At 65.8% G+C, this 16,701-nt stretch carries 14 protein-coding genes and 1 pseudogene; 5 read left to right on the top strand and 10 right to left on the bottom strand.

Annotation, left to right across the window (positions count from 1 at the left end):
• Position 1: 1 nt before the first annotated feature.
• From pgsA to M3M54_RS09870, 9 genes are all read right to left on the bottom strand, one after another.
• Positions 2-559 (bottom strand): CDP-diacylglycerol--glycerol-3-phosphate 3-phosphatidyltransferase, encoded by a 558-nt coding sequence (pgsA, locus tag M3M54_RS09910; RefSeq protein WP_249018880.1) that lies wholly within the window; start codon positions 557-559, stop codon positions 2-4.
• A 150-nt stretch (positions 560-709) separates the two neighbouring features.
• Positions 710-1,576, bottom strand: a complete 867-nt coding sequence (locus tag M3M54_RS09905) for a helix-turn-helix domain-containing protein (RefSeq protein WP_249018879.1) — start codon at positions 1,574-1,576, stop codon at positions 710-712.
• Positions 1,577-1,587: 11 nt separating this feature from the next.
• The gene (locus tag M3M54_RS09900; protein WP_249018878.1) at positions 1,588-2,577 is read right to left on the bottom strand and encodes an alpha-ketoacid dehydrogenase subunit beta; all 990 of its coding nucleotides are present in this window, start codon (positions 2,575-2,577) and stop codon (positions 1,588-1,590) included.
• An 18-nt stretch (positions 2,578-2,595) separates the two neighbouring features.
• Positions 2,596-3,807 carry a dihydrolipoamide acetyltransferase family protein gene (locus M3M54_RS09895; RefSeq protein WP_249018877.1) on the bottom strand — a complete coding sequence of 404 codons (1,212 nt, stop codon included), beginning with the start codon at positions 3,805-3,807 and terminating at the stop codon, positions 2,596-2,598.
• Between the two features lie 10 nt (positions 3,808-3,817).
• Positions 3,818-4,810, bottom strand: a complete 993-nt coding sequence (locus M3M54_RS09890; protein WP_249018876.1) for a thiamine pyrophosphate-dependent dehydrogenase E1 component subunit alpha — start codon at positions 4,808-4,810, stop codon at positions 3,818-3,820.
• The gene (locus M3M54_RS09885; RefSeq protein ID WP_249018875.1) at positions 4,807-6,090 is read right to left on the bottom strand and encodes a Xaa-Pro peptidase family protein; all 1,284 of its coding nucleotides are present in this window, start codon (positions 6,088-6,090) and stop codon (positions 4,807-4,809) included. Before M3M54_RS09885 ends, M3M54_RS09890 begins: the two co-directional genes overlap by 4 nt.
• Positions 6,087-7,013, bottom strand: coding sequence for a cupin domain-containing protein (locus tag M3M54_RS09880; RefSeq protein ID WP_249018874.1), 927 nt, complete (start codon positions 7,011-7,013; stop codon positions 6,087-6,089). The genes M3M54_RS09885 and M3M54_RS09880 overlap by 4 nt, the downstream gene beginning before the upstream one ends.
• A 146-nt stretch (positions 7,014-7,159) precedes the next feature.
• Positions 7,160-7,978: a FadR/GntR family transcriptional regulator gene (locus M3M54_RS09875; RefSeq protein WP_249018873.1), complete on the bottom strand. Its 819-nt coding sequence runs from the start codon at positions 7,976-7,978 to the stop codon at positions 7,160-7,162.
• A gap of 137 nt (positions 7,979-8,115) precedes the next feature.
• Positions 8,116-9,093 (bottom strand): NADP-dependent oxidoreductase, encoded by a 978-nt coding sequence (locus tag M3M54_RS09870; RefSeq protein ID WP_249018872.1) that lies wholly within the window; start codon positions 9,091-9,093, stop codon positions 8,116-8,118.
• 341 nt (positions 9,094-9,434) lie between these two features.
• On the opposite strand from M3M54_RS09870, the gene M3M54_RS09865 reads away from it, so the two are divergent.
• The 5 genes and pseudogenes from M3M54_RS09865 to M3M54_RS09845 all read left to right on the top strand — a co-directional run.
• Entirely contained in the window at positions 9,435-10,703 is a 1,269-nt protein-coding gene (locus M3M54_RS09865) for a substrate-binding domain-containing protein (RefSeq protein WP_249018871.1), read from the top strand.
• A gap of 103 nt (positions 10,704-10,806) precedes the next feature.
• Positions 10,807-12,357, top strand: a complete 1,551-nt coding sequence (locus M3M54_RS09860) for a sugar ABC transporter ATP-binding protein (protein ID WP_249018870.1) — start codon at positions 10,807-10,809, stop codon at positions 12,355-12,357.
• Positions 12,354-13,316, top strand: a complete 963-nt coding sequence (locus M3M54_RS09855; protein ID WP_249018869.1) for an ABC transporter permease — start codon at positions 12,354-12,356, stop codon at positions 13,314-13,316. The genes M3M54_RS09860 and M3M54_RS09855 overlap by 4 nt, the downstream gene beginning before the upstream one ends.
• Before the next feature lie 98 nt (positions 13,317-13,414).
• Complete coding sequence (locus tag M3M54_RS09850; protein WP_249018868.1) at positions 13,415-14,344, top strand: ABC transporter permease; 930 nt, start codon at positions 13,415-13,417, stop codon at positions 14,342-14,344.
• A gap of 16 nt (positions 14,345-14,360) precedes the next feature.
• Positions 14,361-14,543, top strand: a pseudogene (locus tag M3M54_RS09845) (transposase); the annotation flags it as partial.
• A gap of 840 nt (positions 14,544-15,383) precedes the next feature.
• Here the strand turns inward: M3M54_RS09845 and M3M54_RS09835 are convergent.
• Entirely contained in the window at positions 15,384-16,646 is a 1,263-nt protein-coding gene (locus M3M54_RS09835) for a histidinol dehydrogenase (protein ID WP_249018867.1), read from the bottom strand.
• Positions 16,647-16,701: the final 55 nt, after the last annotated feature.

Raw genomic sequence — 16,701 nt, 5'->3', positions numbered from 1 at the left:
TTCAGCCGCGCAGCGCGTCGATCGAGCCGCGCAGATACTCAACCCCGGACCAGACGGTGACCACCGCGGCCAACACCATCAGCCACTGGTCCAGGTAGGCGCCGGCGAGCAGCACCTGCGGGCGCACGATCGCCAGCGCGATCGCCAAAAACTGCAGGCTCGCCTTCCACTTGCCGAAGATCGAGGTCTCGAGCTGCGCGCCGCCGGCCGCCACGGCGGCCCGCAACCCGAGGATCGTGAACTCGCGTGCGACGATCGCGAAGACAACCCAGGCCGAGGCACGGTGGACCGCCAGCAGTCCGATCAGCGCCGTGGAGACGAGCAGCTTGTCCGCGGTGGTGTCCAGAAAGCCGCCGAGCCTGGTGGTCATCTCCCAGTGGCGGGCGAGCCGCCCGTCGATGAAGTCGGTCGCGGCGGCGATCACGAACACGATCGCCGCGGCGGTCCAGTCGTGCGCGAGCAGCAGCGCGAGGATCGGCGGGCAGGCGATGATCCGCACCCCAGTGCCGAGAGCGAGCGCGCGTGAGGATCGCACCACCGCAAAGCTACCGACCGTCATGCCCGCAGGCTACTGTGGCAGCCAGGCCCGCGCGGCGGCGCCAGCGCCTCCCACGAACTTTCGGACTACGGTGCACATATTGCGAACTGGAGTACGAAAGTTCGTGGGCGACAAGCGGCGACAGCGCCCCATGCCCCACCGGCGCCCTGTTCAGGGCGCTGACCCGCGTCGCCCAACGACCACCCAGATCGCCTCGACCGTCTCGGCGCCGATCGCAAACAGACGGTGCGGCATGGTCGAGTCAAAGGCGATTGAGTCACCCGCCGCCAGCTCGTAGGTGTCAAAGCCGATCGTCACACCCATGCGCCCGGAGATGATGTGGCCGTACTCGTGCCCTGAGTGGCGCATCAGGGAGTCCGGTGGGCAGGACTCGCTGCCCGGGTGGTAGGCGACCTGCAGGAAGTCCACATCCTGTGGTGTCGGCGGCGCGAGTCGCTCCCACTGCACGCCGGTGGCCAGCTGGATCACCTGGCCGGAGCCGCGGCGCACAACCGGATTCACACTCCAGCTGCGAGCGTGGCTGTGCGGCGAGCCGCCGACTCCGGGGTCGGCTGTCGGGCTGCCAGCGGGGCGTCCACCGGTCGGGCCTGCGTCAGCCGGCCCGCCGCCCACTGGCCCGCCGCCCACTGGCCCGCCGCCCACTGGCCCGCCGCCCACCGGCTGCCCCGCCGGCGGGTCCACAGACGTCGCTTCAGCCGGCCGCCCCACCGGGACCTGCCTGAAGAACAGTTCGTCCAATGACAGTCCGAGCTCGTTGACGATCGCATACAGCGTGCCGACCGAAGGTGACGCCTTCCCGAGCTCCACCTGCGAGATCAGGCTGGCCGAAACCCCGACCCGGCGTGCCAGCTCGCGCACGCCGATCCGCTGTGCCAGACGCTCCTCGCGCACCCGGCTGCCGACGATGTCAAGCGCGCCGCCGCCGGCAGCGATGCTGCCGGCCGGACTCTCCCCGCCGCTGCCGTTGGCAGCCGGTGACTGCACCCCGGTGCTCACCGTTTCGTTCTCAGCCGTCACTCATCGGGACTCTACCGAGGCGCCTGCACCCCGAGCCGCTCGCACACGGACGCAACGATCGTGTCCACGCCCGGCAGGAAAGCGTCCTCCAGCGGCGGGCTGAACGGGATCGGATGATCGGGCGTCGCCAGGCGCCAGACATCGTCGATGTCGTGCAGTCCATGCTCGGCCACGACAGCCAGCACCTCGCCCGCCCAGCCGCCGGTCAGCGGCCCCTCCTCTATGGCCACCAGGCGGTTGGTCTTGGCCAGCGAGGCGAGCAGCGTGTCGTGATCGAAGGGCCGCAGCGTGCGCAGGTCAATGACCTCAGCCTGCACCCCGATCGAGCTCAGCCGCGCGGCGGCCTCCAGGCAGTCGCCCACCCCCTTCATGATCGAGACCAGCGTCACGTCCAAGCCCTCGCGCACGACCCGCGCCTGGCCGAGAGAAACCGGCTCGTCGCCCACCGACTCCAGCTCCTGCTTGACCGAGTACAGACGCTTGTGCTCGAGGAACAGCACCGGGTTGTCATCGGCGATCGACGCCTTCAGCAGCGCCAGGGCGTCCGCCGGTGTGGACGGTGCCACAACCTTGAGTCCCGGCACGTTCTGAAACCAGGTGCCTGGGTTCTGCGAGTGGATCGCCCCGAAGCGCCCACCGGCGCCGACCGCGGCGCGCACCACCAGCGGCACGCTGCCCTGCTCGCCAGAGATGTAGAAGAACTTCGCTGCCTGGTTGACGATGCTGTCCATCGCCAGCGGCAGGAAGTCCCCGAACATGATCTCGATCACGGGCCGCAGGCCGCACACGGCGCTGCCGTAGGCGGCGCTTGTGATCGCGAGCTCCGAGATGGGCGTGTCGAAGACCCGCTCGGGTCCGTACTTCTCATACAGGCCGGGCGTGGTGACGAACACGCCACCGGCCACGGCCACATCCTCACCAAAGAGGATCACTCGCTCATCGGCGGCCAGTGACTCGTCAATCGCTTGGCGGATCGCCTCGCGGAACTCAAGCGTGGGCATCGTGGGCTCTCCTCGGACTCAGATCAACAGTTTCAGGGGGTTCTCGAGCGTCTCGCGCACGCTCGCCAGGAACGCCGCCGCGTCCGCCCCGTAGATCACGCGGTGGTCGCTGGTGAGCGTCATCTGCATCATGCGCCGCGCCTCGAACGCGCCGTCGTGCACCACGACCTGCGCCTCGGCCGCACCGAGCGCGAGGATTGCGGCCTGTGGCGGGTTGAGCACCGCGGTGAACTGGTGCACGCCGTACATACCGAGGTTTGAGATCGTGAAGGTCGCATCCGCCATCTGCTCCGGCGTCAGCCGCCCCGCGCGCGCGAGCGCCGCAAGCTCACTGGTCTCGCGTGCGATCTGGCCGAGCGGCTTTCGGTCGGCGTCAAAGAGCGTGGGCACGAGCAGCGACCCGCTCTCGCCTGTCACGGCTACCGCCACGCCCACGTTCACGCGGCTGTGCAGCGTCACCGCGTCCTCGGCGAAGCTTGCGTTGACGCGCCGGTGTTCGCACAGCGCCAGCGCGCAGGCACGCGTCACGAAGTCCCCGATCGAGGCGAGCGGCTCCATGCCGCTTGCGCGCAGCTCTTCCCGCAGCGCGAACACGGCCTCCATGTCGACGCGGACGGTGACCGTGAACTCCGGTGCCTGCTTGGCCGCCACCATGCGTCGGGCGATCGTCGCCTGCGTCGCGGTCAGCGCCCGGCGTTCCTCGGGGCTTGCGGGGACCGGCCGCAGGCCCTCCACGTCGCGCTTGACGATCCGCCCACCCGGTCCGCTGCCGCCCACCACATGCAGGTCGACACCCAGCGCGGCCGCCAGGCGTCGGGCGACCGGCGAGGCCTTGACGCGACCATTTGTGCTGCCGCCGGCGGCCCGCTGGCTCGCCGGCGGCGCCGCGAGCGCCGCGGTGGCCGCCGTGGCCGGAGCCGCTGATCTGGCCACCCCGGCCGGAGCCGCTGATGAAGCTGGTGCGCCAGCGGGCGCACCAGCCGCCGCGTCAACCGTCTCAGGCTCACCGATGTAACCGATCAGGGCGCCGACCGCGACCAGCTCGCCAGCCGCGGCGACGATCTGCAGCGGCCCGCTGTGCTCGGCCTGGTAGGGCATGATCGCCTTGTCGGTCTCGATCTCGACGATTTCCTCGCCGGCCTTGACCTCCTCGCCCTCCGCCCGCAGCCAGGCGACGATGGTGCCGTCGACCATCGAGTCGGAGAGCCTCGGCATCGTGACGTTCGGCACGGGGTTCCTTCTAAGCCTTGAACTCGGCGGCCGGGCCAGGGGTCGGGTAGGGGGCGGCCAGGCCGGCGGCGATCATCTGCTCGATCTGGCGCTCGACGTCGGCGTCGGTGGCGTCGAGCTGCGCCTCATCGGCCGTCTCGTAGCGTTCGAGGATGCCGGCGCGGGTCAGCTTCAGCGGGTCGCGCTGGCGCCAGGCGTCAAGCTCGCCGGGCTTGCGGTAGGCGCCCGGGTCGCTGCGCGAGTGGCCGACGAAGCGGTAGGTGAGCGCCTCGATGAACTGCGGGCCGCCGCCGTCCCGGGCGCGCGCCACGGCGGCGGCGGCGGCGGCGCGCACGGCCCAGAGGTCGTTGCCGTCGATGGTCTCGGCGGGTAGCTCGAGCGTCTGTGCGCGGGCCACGATACGTCCGGCGGTCACGTCTTCCATCGGCGTGAACTCGCCGTAGAGGTTGTTCTCGCAGACGTAGAGCGCCGGCAGATTGTGGACCTTGGCGAAGTTCAGGCACTCATGGAAGTAGCCCTGGTTGGTGGCGCCTTCACCGAAGTAAGCGACCGCCACGCCGCCTGAGCGCTTGAGCGCGAGCGCGGCACCGGTGGCCGCGCCGATGCTGCCGCCGACGATCCCGTAGCAGCCCATCAGACCGTGCGCGAGGTCGATCACGTTCATCGACCCTGCGCGCCCACCGCAGAGGCCGCTCGCGCGGCCGAGCATCTCGTCAAGCAGCGCCTGCGGGTCGACGCCGAGCGACAGCGCGTGCCCGTGGCCACGGTAGGTGCCCGCCACCCGGTCGCGCGGCTCGAGGATCGAGGCGACGCCCGTGGCGACCGCCTCCTGACCGGAGTACAGGTGCGTGGTGCCCGGCACCTCGCCGCGCTGGAAGAGCACCTGGACGGTGTCCTCGAAGCGCCGGATCAGGACCATCCGGCGATACAGGGCGAGCGCCTGATCGAGTGAGAGCGGCGCGAGTGCCGGCGTCTGTGAGGCGCTGTCGGCCAGCCCGGTCAAGGCAGTGCCACCTTTTCGTCCTGGGCGAGGAGATCGGCGCCGCGCACATATTGACGCCCGGCCACCAGCAGCTCGTCGCCGGGGAATCGGGTCAGGATCTGCGGGCCTTCGGCGGTGACCAGCACCTCCTCCTCGATGCGGGCGGCGGAGCGCCCGTCACTGGCCGGGCAGTAGGTCTCCAGGGCGAAGACCATGCCCTCCTCGATCTCGACCGGGTTCTCGAAGGAGTGCAGGCGTGAGATCATCGGTGACTCGTAGAGCCCGACGCCGAGCCCGTGGCCGAACTGCAGCCCGAAGCACGCCTCCTCGTTGGGGAAGCCGAGCTCCTGCGCGCTCGGCCAGACCGCCGCGATCTGATCGGTGGTGACCCCGGGCCGGACCAGCTCGATCGCGTTGTCGAGCCACTCCCGACACTGCCTGTAGGCGTCGAGCTGGGAGCGGGTCGCGCCACCGACCGCGAACGTGCGGTAGTAGCAGGTGCGGTAGCCCATGAACGAGTGGATGATGTCGAAGAACGCCTGGTCACCCGGGCGCAGCAGGCGGTCTGAGAAGACGTGTGGATGCGGGTTGCAGCGCTCGCCGGAGACGGCGTTGATCGCCTCAACCTGCTCGGAGCCGAGCTCGAAGAGCAGCTTCTGCGCCTCCGCCACGATCTCGTGCTCGCGCGCGCCGGGTCGCAGGAGCTCGTAGATGCGCTCGTACACGGCGTCGACGATGCCGGCGGCGTGATCCAGCAGCGCGATCTCGTCGACGGTCTTGAGCTTGCGGGCGGACAGCATCACCGGCTGCGCGTCCGCGGTCGGGATCTGCCGGCGGTGCAGCGAGGCCAGCGTCTCCATGTCGGTCAGATCGATGCCGAGCGGCTCGCGCTCGAGCCCGTGCTCGCGCAGCACCTCGTGGATGTGGCCGGCCAGCAGATCCGGCACGCCGGTCTGCTGCGGCATCGCGCCGCGCATGCTCGAGACGCCCGCGCGCCAGCTCGACTCAGGCAACCAGGGCGCGTAGAGCTGGTGGTGCTTGGCGGCCGAGCCGAAGTCCCACAGCACCGGGTCGCCGGTGCGCGGCAAGAGCACGCAGCGGGCGCTCTTGTCGCGGGCCCACTCGCCGATGTGCGTGCTGGTCACGTAGCGGATGTTGTTCTGGTCAAACAGCAGCAGGGCGCCGAGGTCCGAAGCCGTGAGCGCCTCCCGCGCCTTGCGCAGGCGGTCTGAGCGCAACCGCGCGAAATCAACCCGTTGCTCCCAGTCCACCGCCATCGTGGCTCCACGTGAGGCGATCATGCGCTACCCCCAATCCGCTCTGCCAGGTAATCCCAGTCTCTGTTGAACCGGTACGAGTGATTGCTCGGCAGCTGGGGCGCCTGGGTTTCAAGCCAGCGCACGCGTGCGTTCGAGCGGTTGTAGAAGGCGTGGATGCAACCGACGCCGGTCCAGAAGACGTCGCCCGCGCGCAGCGTGAACTCATCCTCATTGGCGGTCGCGACCACCTCGCCCTCGAGGATGTAGTAGCTCTCCTCGAGCGGGTGGTCGTGCGGCAGCGCCGCGCCACCGGGCTGATACTCGACCATGAACAGCGAGTGCAGGACCGCCCCGAGTCGCTGGTCGACAAGCATCTTGACGGCGATGCCGCTGTAGGCAAGCAGCGCCGTCGCCATGCTCGCCGACACGGTGGGAGCGTCAACCGCGGCGCCGATCTTGAGGTTGTCCACGTCCATCTGGCCGGCGCCGAGCCTGAACAGGGTGCGCGTGCGCGGATCGCGGATGTCCGCTGGCTGGGCCGCGTCTTCGGGCAGCGGCTCGCCGGTCCAGAAGGTGTCGGCCGGGCCGCTGGTGCGCGGCACCGGCGAGTTTGCCTCGAGCAGCAGCACCGGCTCCCTGGTCGTGTTGCGGTAGCCGTGGGGCGTGCCGACCGGGATCAGCCCGCACTCGTCGGGCGAAAGCCGGTAGCTGTGAGTGTCGAGGGTCAGCGTCGGGCTGCCCTCGAGCACGTAGAAGCTCTGCTCGGTTGAGTGCAGGTGCATGCCCACGTACCCACCCGGCTCGAGGCGCGCGAGCGCGAGGCCCGTGTGGACGGCGCCGACCGCGCGGCTGACCAGCGTCGCTCTGGCGAGACCGACGGAGTGCCGGGCGACGGAACCCGCCGCCGGTTCGAACTCGAGGCTGGCCGCACGCGCCACGTGGTACTGCGGATCGAGTTCAGTCATCTTCGACAGGATATCCGCAGCTCGCTCGATACGTCAAGCCCCACTGCACACTGCCTCGTCACAGAGTGGAGCCACAACCCAAGCCACACGCGCGGCTAAGCGGCCTGCTGTCAGCTACAGCCGTAAGCAATTGCGCCCAACGAAAATCAGAGATGTTGCCAGCCCGCAACTGCCATCTGAACGCCATCGCGAGCAGCCTCGATCTCCAGTTCAAGCTCGAGGCCGGCTTGCTCCCAGATCGCTCGGAGGTCGTTCACATGCTTGCGCGCCATGAGAGCCGCTGCGTCGGCATCTCTTACTTGAATCTCCTCAAGAATCCGCCGATGGAAGTCGAGTGCACGCTGCGTCAGGCTCGTTGAAATCATGAACTCCGAAAGCAGTGGTGCCAGTAGGTCGCTTATTGGCGCGCCAATCAGGACGAGCGCGGGGTTCCCACTCATTCGGGCGATGGTGACATGAAACTGCTGGTCAAGAACGCTCCAAGTCGGGAAGTTGTCAAGGCTTGCGGCCTGTTCTGCAAGGTTGGTTTCGAGCTCTGCAATGTCAGCCGCCTCGCCGCGAAGCGCCGCCAAGCGCGTAAGTTCGGGCTCGAGCATGAGTAGCGCTTCGTGGAGGTGCTTGAAGGACACGTTCCTGCTGCGCAATGCTCCCTCTAAGTCGCGTACCGCACGATTATCGTCTGCAGCAGTTACAACCATGATCTTTGGACTGGCGCGCGCGATCAAGCCAGCCTCTTCGAGGGTGCGGAGCGCTTCTCTCACGGTGGACCGGCTGACCTGAGCCTCCTGCGCGAGTGTGGACTCCGACGGGATTCGTTCTCCGACGCTCAACTCACCTGCCATGATGCGGCGGCGAATGATCGAAGCGAGCTCCTCGTACGCTCGTGTGACGCGGACGGGCTGTCCGAGGAACCCTGCTGACTGGGGCTCGCCCGGTTCTAGTCTTGGATTTGGCGGTGCCTTCACTGTGCTCCCCCTGCCTTGGCGTCGTCTGTCGCCGGACTGTCAAACATCACCGGCTGCTAGTGAAGCACATGCACGGGACGCCAGCACAGGGGCTGGGCCGCACACGTCGGGCTCGGCGCATTGCTCATAGGTTCAACTCACCCCAAGGTGACGGCGACCTTTCCCGTCGTGCCAGCGCGAACTGCCTCAAAAGCTGCTTCGATAGCGGCGAAATCGTACGTCGCTCGGACTGGTGCCTGAATGTGGCCCTCCTGCGCGAGGTGCGCAATGGCACGGAGCCGGCTCACATCAGGGGACGACCATATGTTGGTTCCATGCAGCCTGCCGAGTCGGCCCGGATCGCCAGCGCCCAGTGTGCTGACCGCGGCCCCGTCGGAGGTCAAAATCGTGCGTGCCATAGCTGCAAAGGCGTCAGGGTCGGCAGTGACAACATCAACGAGCGCGTCGAACCCTTCCGGGCGTGAGGCACGAGCTGCTTCGACAAAGTCTGACGCCGACCAATCAATCGCAACGTCCGCGCCGAGCGATCGCACGTACAGCTCCTCCGCGCCGGTGCGAGCAGAGGCTACGACGTGCGCGCCGAGATTGCGAGCGATCTGCACCACGTACGAACCGACGCCCCCGGTGGCACCGTTGACCAGGAGCCAGCTACTGCTTCCGATATTCGCGGCATCAATACACATTGTGGCTGTGAGGCCAGCTAAGCCAAGCGCGGCTGCATGCACATCGTCGACGTTAGCCGGCGCCTGTACCACAAAGGCGCCCTCTGGAAGGCTCACGTATTCCGCGAACGAGCCAGCGTGCGCTTCGTGGTCAGCGATGAAACCAAACACCCGATCGCCGACCGCGAATCCCGCAACACCCGCTCCGGTCGCCTCGACTCTGCCTGACAGGTCGCGCCCAAGAGTTACAGGGAAGCGGTAGTCGAGCCAGCTTCGCGCGTTGCCGCTCGCAATCGCTAAGTCCACGGGGTTCACAGAGGCTGCCAGCACTCGGACGAGGATATCGCCCTCAGATACGACTGGCTTTGGAACCTCCACCATGCGTGGCGGAACATCAAACCTTTCCAGCTGATATGCACGCATCTCACTTCCGTCTGTCGTTTGGGTGTCCACTCGGGCATTGTCACCACTTGCGGCCAAGGGCCGCCGCCTGCCCACCTCGTCGGCGAGGCATCGCGCTTGAGTCCGCCAGCCCGGAAATCCTACCGCACGGGATCAGACAATGCGATTTTTACACGGACGATCGGACGATAAGAGCCGCGCCACTGCCCATCGTTGGGGCTCATAACCGGCGCTAAGGCTCGTCCGCTGGCTAGAATAGCCCGATGGTCAGACGGTGGGCTTGACACCGTCGAGCCGAACGGATATCTTCGCTCGCATCCACCCCCCATGAGCCCGAGGCAGCGAAGCGCGCAACGGATGATGGGGCCAAGATGACGAGGAGAGGAGTATCTATGGCTGTTCTACGACCGTCCCGATTCACGGCGTTCTCGATGGTTGCCTTTGCGGCATCCCTGGCGACGGCGGTGTCTAGCAGTGCTGCACATGGTTCCGCCATGCCGAACGCTAGTGCTGCGTCTGCGGGACACACGCCCGCGTGCGTCCCGCACGTACCAACATCGCTTCCGCGCGATCCCAATCACGTCGCTTCCAAGCTCACCGGCGCCGCACGCGCCGGGATCGGTGGCTACCCGGGAACCGTCTACGCGAGTCCGTGGGCGCACTTCAAGCCGAAAGCGAAGCCGCCGTGGGTCATCGGCATGTCGAACAACGAGGGCAACCTTAACGCTGCGGACGTTCTCAAAGGTCTCAGGGAAGAGGCTCGGCTCAACCCTGGCCTTGTAAAGAAGATCATCGTGACGACACCGTCGACGCCAAACGATGTGCCGCAGCAGATTCAGCAGATGCGCTCGCTCATCGAGCAGCACGTCAACTTCATCATCTCTACGCTTGGATCCCCCACCGCACTCAACGCAGTCATCAATCAAGCGGCGGCGCGTGGGATCCCGACGATCAGCCTTCTTGGCCAGTCAACATCGAAAAATGCAGTCAACCTCCAGCCGAACCCGATCCAGCTCGGCTATTACGGCGCGCGCGGGCTCCTGACCGCCATGGGAACGGGCACCGGCACGGTACTGAACGTGGCCGGGATCCCCGGCCTGTCGATCAACACGGACATCGAGAAGGGCGCGAACGAGGTCTTCCGTGCCTGCAAGACCCCGATCGTCGGTAACTTGACCGGAGACTTCTCACCGACTGTCGCCAAGACCCAGGTTCTGACGTTCCTGTCTGCGCACCCAGGCACCATAGACGGCGTGTTCCAGGTGGCCGACATGGCGCCCGGGATCTTCAGCGCTTTCCAGCAAGTCGGCCGAAAGGTGCCTCCAGTCGCCGACATCGGAGCCCCTGCGTCGTCGCTCGTGTATTGGAAGCAACACATCTCGAGCGGCTACCACGGGAGCGGCGTCGCGATCCCAGCGATTAAAGACGGAACCTATTCGATGGCTGTGGCGCTGGCGATGCTTCAGGGAGACGGAGTCAAGATCACCGACGTACCATTCGCTCCGCCTGTGATCACGCCAGGTAACCTCAATAAGTGGATCGAGAAGGGTTGGACGCAGTCAACCAATGCCCTAGGTGACGGACCGCCGTCAGCGGTGCCGATCACAGCGTTGCTCGACACCTACTTCAACAAGAAGCCGACGATCAAGTCTGCAGGCTGATCCGCAGGACGCTATGGGGGCCGGGGCCGCGGCAATCGCACGGCTCCGGCCCCGTACTATGTTCATCATCATGCGACGTTTGTACGACCCTGCCCAACCTGAGATGACTGATGCTGACAACGCTACGCGACCTGGCCCGGGCAGTGACGTACTCCTCCGGGTTCAGCGCCTGACCAAGGCCTTCGGCTCGACACAGGCGCTGCGGGACTGCTCACTCGAACTGCGGCGTGGCGAAGTTATGTCTATTATGGGTGAAAACGCTTCGGGTAAGAGCACGCTCGTAAAGATCCTGTCCGGCGTCCGCTACCCGGACTCGGGTACGATCGAGATCGGGGGCGAGTCGATGCGTCACGTTCCGTCCCCCAGACACGCCCAAGCGCTCGGCATTGCAACGGTCTTCCAAGAGATCTTGGTTGCGCCGCAGCAGTCTGTCCTAACGAACCTCTGGCTGGGTAGCGACGGTCTCCTTCGCCACAAGCTCTCAGGTGAGAGCCGCCGCGAAGACGGGCGTGCTGCCTTGGGCGAGCTGATTGATGGCGTGGATCTCGACGCAACGGCGGGAAGCCTGCCTTTGAGTGAACGTCAAGCGGTGTGTCTGGCTCGTGCGCTCGTGCGAAAGCCACGGATCCTCATCTTGGATGAGGCCACCTCCGCTCTCGACGTAGTGACGCGAGATCGCTTGTTCGGTGTAGTGGCCAGCCTGTGCAGCGCTGGCTCTGGTGTCTTGTTCATCTCTCACCGGATGGACGAAGTCGAAGAGCTCTCGGATCGTGTGACCGTCATGCGAAGCGGCGAGACTGTAGCTACGCTTCGCCGCGGAGATGTGACAACGCGGCGAATGGTCGAGCTGATGACCGGTGCGAAGGACGCCGAGAGCGATATGCGCCAAGTCGCCGGGACGGCTAGCAGGCAGCGGGGCCCAGTGGTTCTGCGGGCTGCTGGGGTACGTCTTCGTGAGTCGTCCGGGTTGATCGACGTGGAGATCCGTGCCGGTGAGCTGGTTGGGGTCGCCGGGCTTGAGGGTCACGGTCAGGATGATTTCTTGAGGGTTCTCGCGGGCCAGAAGCCGTATGCCGGTGAAGTCGGCGCTTTACATCACGGCAGTGTCAAGCCGCTGCGAGGGGTCCGGGACGCTCGTCTCGCCGGAATCGCCTATGTACCGAAAGACCGTCGCGGCGAGTCCATATTTCCGACTCGCTCGATCCTCGAGAACTTCGGGATATCCACGCTGGAGTCGGATCGCCGCCTGGGTCTTGTGCGAAGGGCGCGGACCGGGGAGAGGCTGGACCGCTATGCAGACGTCATGAAGATGCGCACTGGGCCTCGTGAGAACCCAATTACTTCGCTGAGCGGCGGGACTCAGCAGAAGGTTGTGATCGCACGGTGGCTTGCTACCGCACCCAGGATCCTCCTCCTTAACGACCCTACTCGTGGCGTCGATATCCGCACGAAGCGGGATATCTACCGAGTTCTCACAGACGCGGCCGCGGGTGGCGTCGCGGTGGTGATGATGTCTACGGAGGTCATTGAGTTGGTCGACCTCATGGATCGCGTACTTGTGTTTCGTGAGAGTGGGATCTTCCGTGAGCTCTCGCGCGAGGAACTCACTAGCTCGCGTCTGGTGGCGAGCTATTTCGGGCGGGAGTCCGAATGAGCGCTGCACTGATCAGGCAGCTGCTGCGCCGTCCCGCTGCGTTCGCCGCCAGCCTAGCCGCCGGCCTCTTCGTCCTCAACGTCATCGTGCAGCCTGCCTTCGTCAGTTCTGGGGAGATCGCGCCGACGCTTGGTACGCTCGCGCCGTTTGCCCTCGCCGGGATGGCGAGTACGCCCGCGTTCCTTGCTGGCGGCAGTGGGATCGACCTCTCGGTTGCGCCGCTCATGGGCTTCACGAACATTCTGCTGGTCACGACTCTGCTAGGAACCCCGTGGGGCTCACCGTATCTAGCAGTCCCGATCCTGCTAGCGATCGGGGCCGCCATTGGAGCGATCAACGGCTTGATGGTGACATATCTGCGCATGCCTCCGGTGATCGCGACGCTCGGGACGTATTTCGTGCTCTCCGGCGTCGATTTGTACCTCGTTCCAAACCCCGTGTCTGCGAATCCAAACTGGACCAACAACATCGCGGGCTCAATTGGCCCGGTGCCAGGCGCGCTAGTCGCGATCGGGCTCCCGTTGGGACTTTGGTGGTGCCTTCGGCGCAGCGCGTTCGTCAAGACCCTCTTGGCCGTCGGCGACCATGATGCGACTGCCTACTCGGCCGGGATCAATGTCGACCGAGTACGGATCGCGGCCTATGCGCTTGGTGGGCTCGTCGCAGGGGCGGGCGGGATCGCTCTCACTGGGTTGTTGCAGTCAGCTGACTCCCAGGTGTTCGGGGACTATGTTCTGGTTGCCCTCGCAGCCGTAGCCCTCGGTGGCACCAACATGGCTGGCGGTCGCGGCGGCTTGGTGATGAGCGTGATCGGCGCGACGAGCATCTTCTTACTTGAGAACCTGCTTACGGAACTGCACGCTTCGGCCTACTTCATCCAAGTGGCTTACGGCGGGGTTCTGTTCATCGCGGTGATTTTGGGATCACGTGCATTCAAAAGCGAGGCGACATCAGTATGAGCGACAGCCCAGCAAGCCCTGCTGCGCATAACCCTTCGCCGTCACCACCCGAGGTAGGAGCCATATTCGGGGTTCGCCAGCGCCTGCGAGGCGTACCAGTGCTGCAGATCATCTCCGTAGCGGCGCTGTTCCTGGCCGCCGCAGTGACAATCTCGGGATTCGTCAACAAGGACTCGATCTACACGACGCTGCTGCTCGCCTCGTTCCTTGGTCTTGCGGCAGCGGGTGAAACGCTGGTCATACTGATCGGTGCCATCGACCTGTCCGTGCCGGCGATGATCAGCGGCGCGAACCTGATGAGCACGGACCTCGCTGGTAAGGGTTGGCCTTTTGGACTTGTCATCGTTCTTGTACTTTTCGGCGCGGCAGTCGTCGGTGTGGTCAACGGCCTCGTCACCCACCGATTCCGCGCGCCGCCGCTGATCGTAACTCTTGCGACGGGAGCCGTGGTGACCGGGGCGACTCTTGGGTGGACGCGCGGCGGGCAAGTTAGTGGCAGCCCTCCCGCGTGGCTAACCCAGTTCTCCTCGCCCATTGGCAAAACCTTTGGCATCGGGATACCGCCGCTAATTGTGCTCTGGGTGGCGGTGGCAGTTGCGATAGGCATCGTGTTGCATCACTCCGTGAGCGGTCGTCGCCTTTACGCCACGGGGGCAAACGAGGCGGCGGCGGTCCTCGCCGGGGTCAACACTGGGCGCATCTGGATGGGTGCTTACACCGTGAGCGCAGTCGGCTCGGCAGTGGTCGGGCTCGTGTTGGTAGGGTTCACTGGCCAGGGCGAAGCCGGCGTTGGTGATCCGTATCTGTTCTTGGCGCTGGCTGCCGTTCTCGTTGGGGGGACGTCTCTAGTGGGCGCGCGCGGCGACTACTGGCGGACTCTCCTCGGCGCACTAATAATGACGTTGATTACTACCTTGCTCGTCGGGCACGGCGCTGGGGAAGCGTTGCAAGAGATTCTCACCGGCTTGCTCATTCTGATGTTTGTGGGTCTGTACGGCCGCGAGCAGCGAGTTCGAGACCGCGTGTGACCGAGACGAGGCTCTGCGCGACGGGATCCTCGCTGCCATCCGCCTCGGGCTCTCCAACGCCCGCGTGGAACAGGTCAACACCCAGATCAGGCTGATCACGAGACGAGCGTTCGGCTTTCACTCAGCCGACGCGCTGATCGCGCTCGCGATGCTCACACTATCCGGGCTCTGCCCACCACTCCCAGACCGGGTCAAATAACCCACGAAAACGTCACAAGACCCGAATTTCGGTGATCAGATACGAGGAGGAAACCGTGTTCAGGGCCAACGGGTTCTACAACCACATCCGACGTCACAGCCATATCCTGCAGATGAGCCCAGTCAACTTCGAGGCGCTAGCCGCATAGATCAACCCTCCACGATCCGGGGGGAACCACAGTTCCGGTTCAACCGTCGTCACTCACGCTCGCGCGGGATGTCGTTCGAGCGGCTCCTCGAACACGCCGTGCAGAGCGAGCGACGCACCTACCGCTCCCTCACGGCCGACAGCGCTTCGGGCACACGCCGGCCGCCGGCCCCGCCACCCGCTGATAAGCGCGTCAGGCCACCAAGCCTCGCCGGCGCTCCGCTCGATCGCCCGTGGCAACGTCCGGCCGAGACGGCCGAGATCGCGCGGTGGTCCGGCCGCGGCGTTCACTTCGCTGGCTGCCCGACTATGCGGTGTCTGCGGTGGTGGACATCCTGACCCGCAAAGTGGGTGGGTTGTCGGTGGGTGCAACGCCCGGGCGGCTCACCCAGAGCGGCAGCCCGCCGCGCTGGGATCCGTGTGAGGACGGGACCGAGGTCGACAAGGCAATGGCCCCGTCCCTACAGTGCCAACGGATGTCTCCATGCGCGAGGACCGGGAGTCTCGTCGTCCGATTGACCGCTTGACGCGCCAGCGTGTGATCCACATCCATCAGCGAGGAGCCGGAATGGTGCTCCGCGTTGGACGGCCACGTGCGCGGCCACGGCCATAGCCTTGAACTGCCCCGGTCAACTCCGAGGCGCTGGCCGAATAGGTCAGCCTCCACGATGCGGGAGGGAGCATGGCGACCCGTCAGCCAGGCAGCGTGCAGAGTTCGTTCCGGCCGAACGCGCCAGCGTGCTCCATCTCCTGGGGCGCTCGCCGCTCACACGCGCGCGCATGAGCTTCCTGGCCCGTCATCCGGCAGCGCTGGGCGAGCGCTTCTATCTCGTCCCTGGCGGCCGATTCCGCGACGCGGTAAGGGATCGATCGCATAAAGGCTTTCACCGACGGAAAAGTGCCGCCGCTACTGAAATGTGCCGGCTCGCGGCTTACAACCGGATTCGCAAGCGCTACACCTGCACCTTGCCCCAAGAGAAGCTCGCTGCATTCGCTCAGCTTGCCCATGTAGGCTCTTGGGTCTCTCGTGAGCACCTCCACGCGCTCGACGGCGTAGCGATTCGCTAGTTCACACGCTTTGTCTGGGCCATCGACGACGTTGATCGCGCCTAGACGCCTCCACGCGCATCTCACCGTTTCGATGTTGGGGAGCGTAATCAGCTGTCGCTCAACTGCTGCGTGCACCGTCTCCGCGAGTTCCGGCGACGTGGTGATGAGCACTCCCCGGCCGGTTGGGTCGCACTCTCCCGCGGCGATCAGGTCAGCCGCGATCAAGTCCGCAGGGGCCGACTCATCGGCGACCACAAGGACACCGTGACTACGGGTTTGGCAGCCCGCAGCTGATAGTTGGCGTACGCACTCGTCTAAGGCGGGGTCGCCGACCCCGACCAAGAGATCGACTCTCGGGATGGTTTCAGTCCCGAACGCGAGCGCCGCAAGACCCTGTACACCGCCTACGCAGTGCATAGTGTCAACGCCAGCCAGCGCGAGAGTCGCCGCGACGAGCGCCGACGGCTTGCCGTCATGGTCCGGCGGCAGGCAGGCAATTACGCGCCGTACGCCTGCCGCGCGCGCGATGATGACTGTGGCCTCTGCAACTCCGAGTTCAACGCCGCGTGGCGAGGCATCGGCTAGGCAGACGCCCAGGGAGTCGACGGCCACATGATGCACACCCATGCGTGTCCCGACGGAAACCTCCGTCTCGACGTCTGTCAGCGAGGAGAACTCCACTGCTGCAGCCTGCGTCAGTCGTCGCTGAATCAGCCGTATATCAGCCGCGACCGAACTGGGGATCGCGTAGACGTAACGAGTCAGCTCTGCGGCGCCATGGACTGTCGCTGCCTTGCTGACCGCTGCATCGCCCTGACGGCGGACTGCGTTGACGACCTCGGCAACGCGCTCGGCTAGATCCCGCCGATCGTAGTCCTGCAGATCTGTAGCCAATGCGGTACTCATGGCTGTGGAGTCTCGAATCATGAAGCCGACCTCCTCGTCGTCCCTCTCGGCACCG

Source organism: Conexibacter sp. S30A1 (assembly GCF_023330665.1).
Taxonomy (GTDB): Bacteria; Actinomycetota; Thermoleophilia; order Solirubrobacterales; family Solirubrobacteraceae; genus Palsa-465.
The sequence above is the reverse complement of the archived record's forward strand: the minus strand, read 5'-3'. Positions and strand labels throughout refer to the sequence as shown.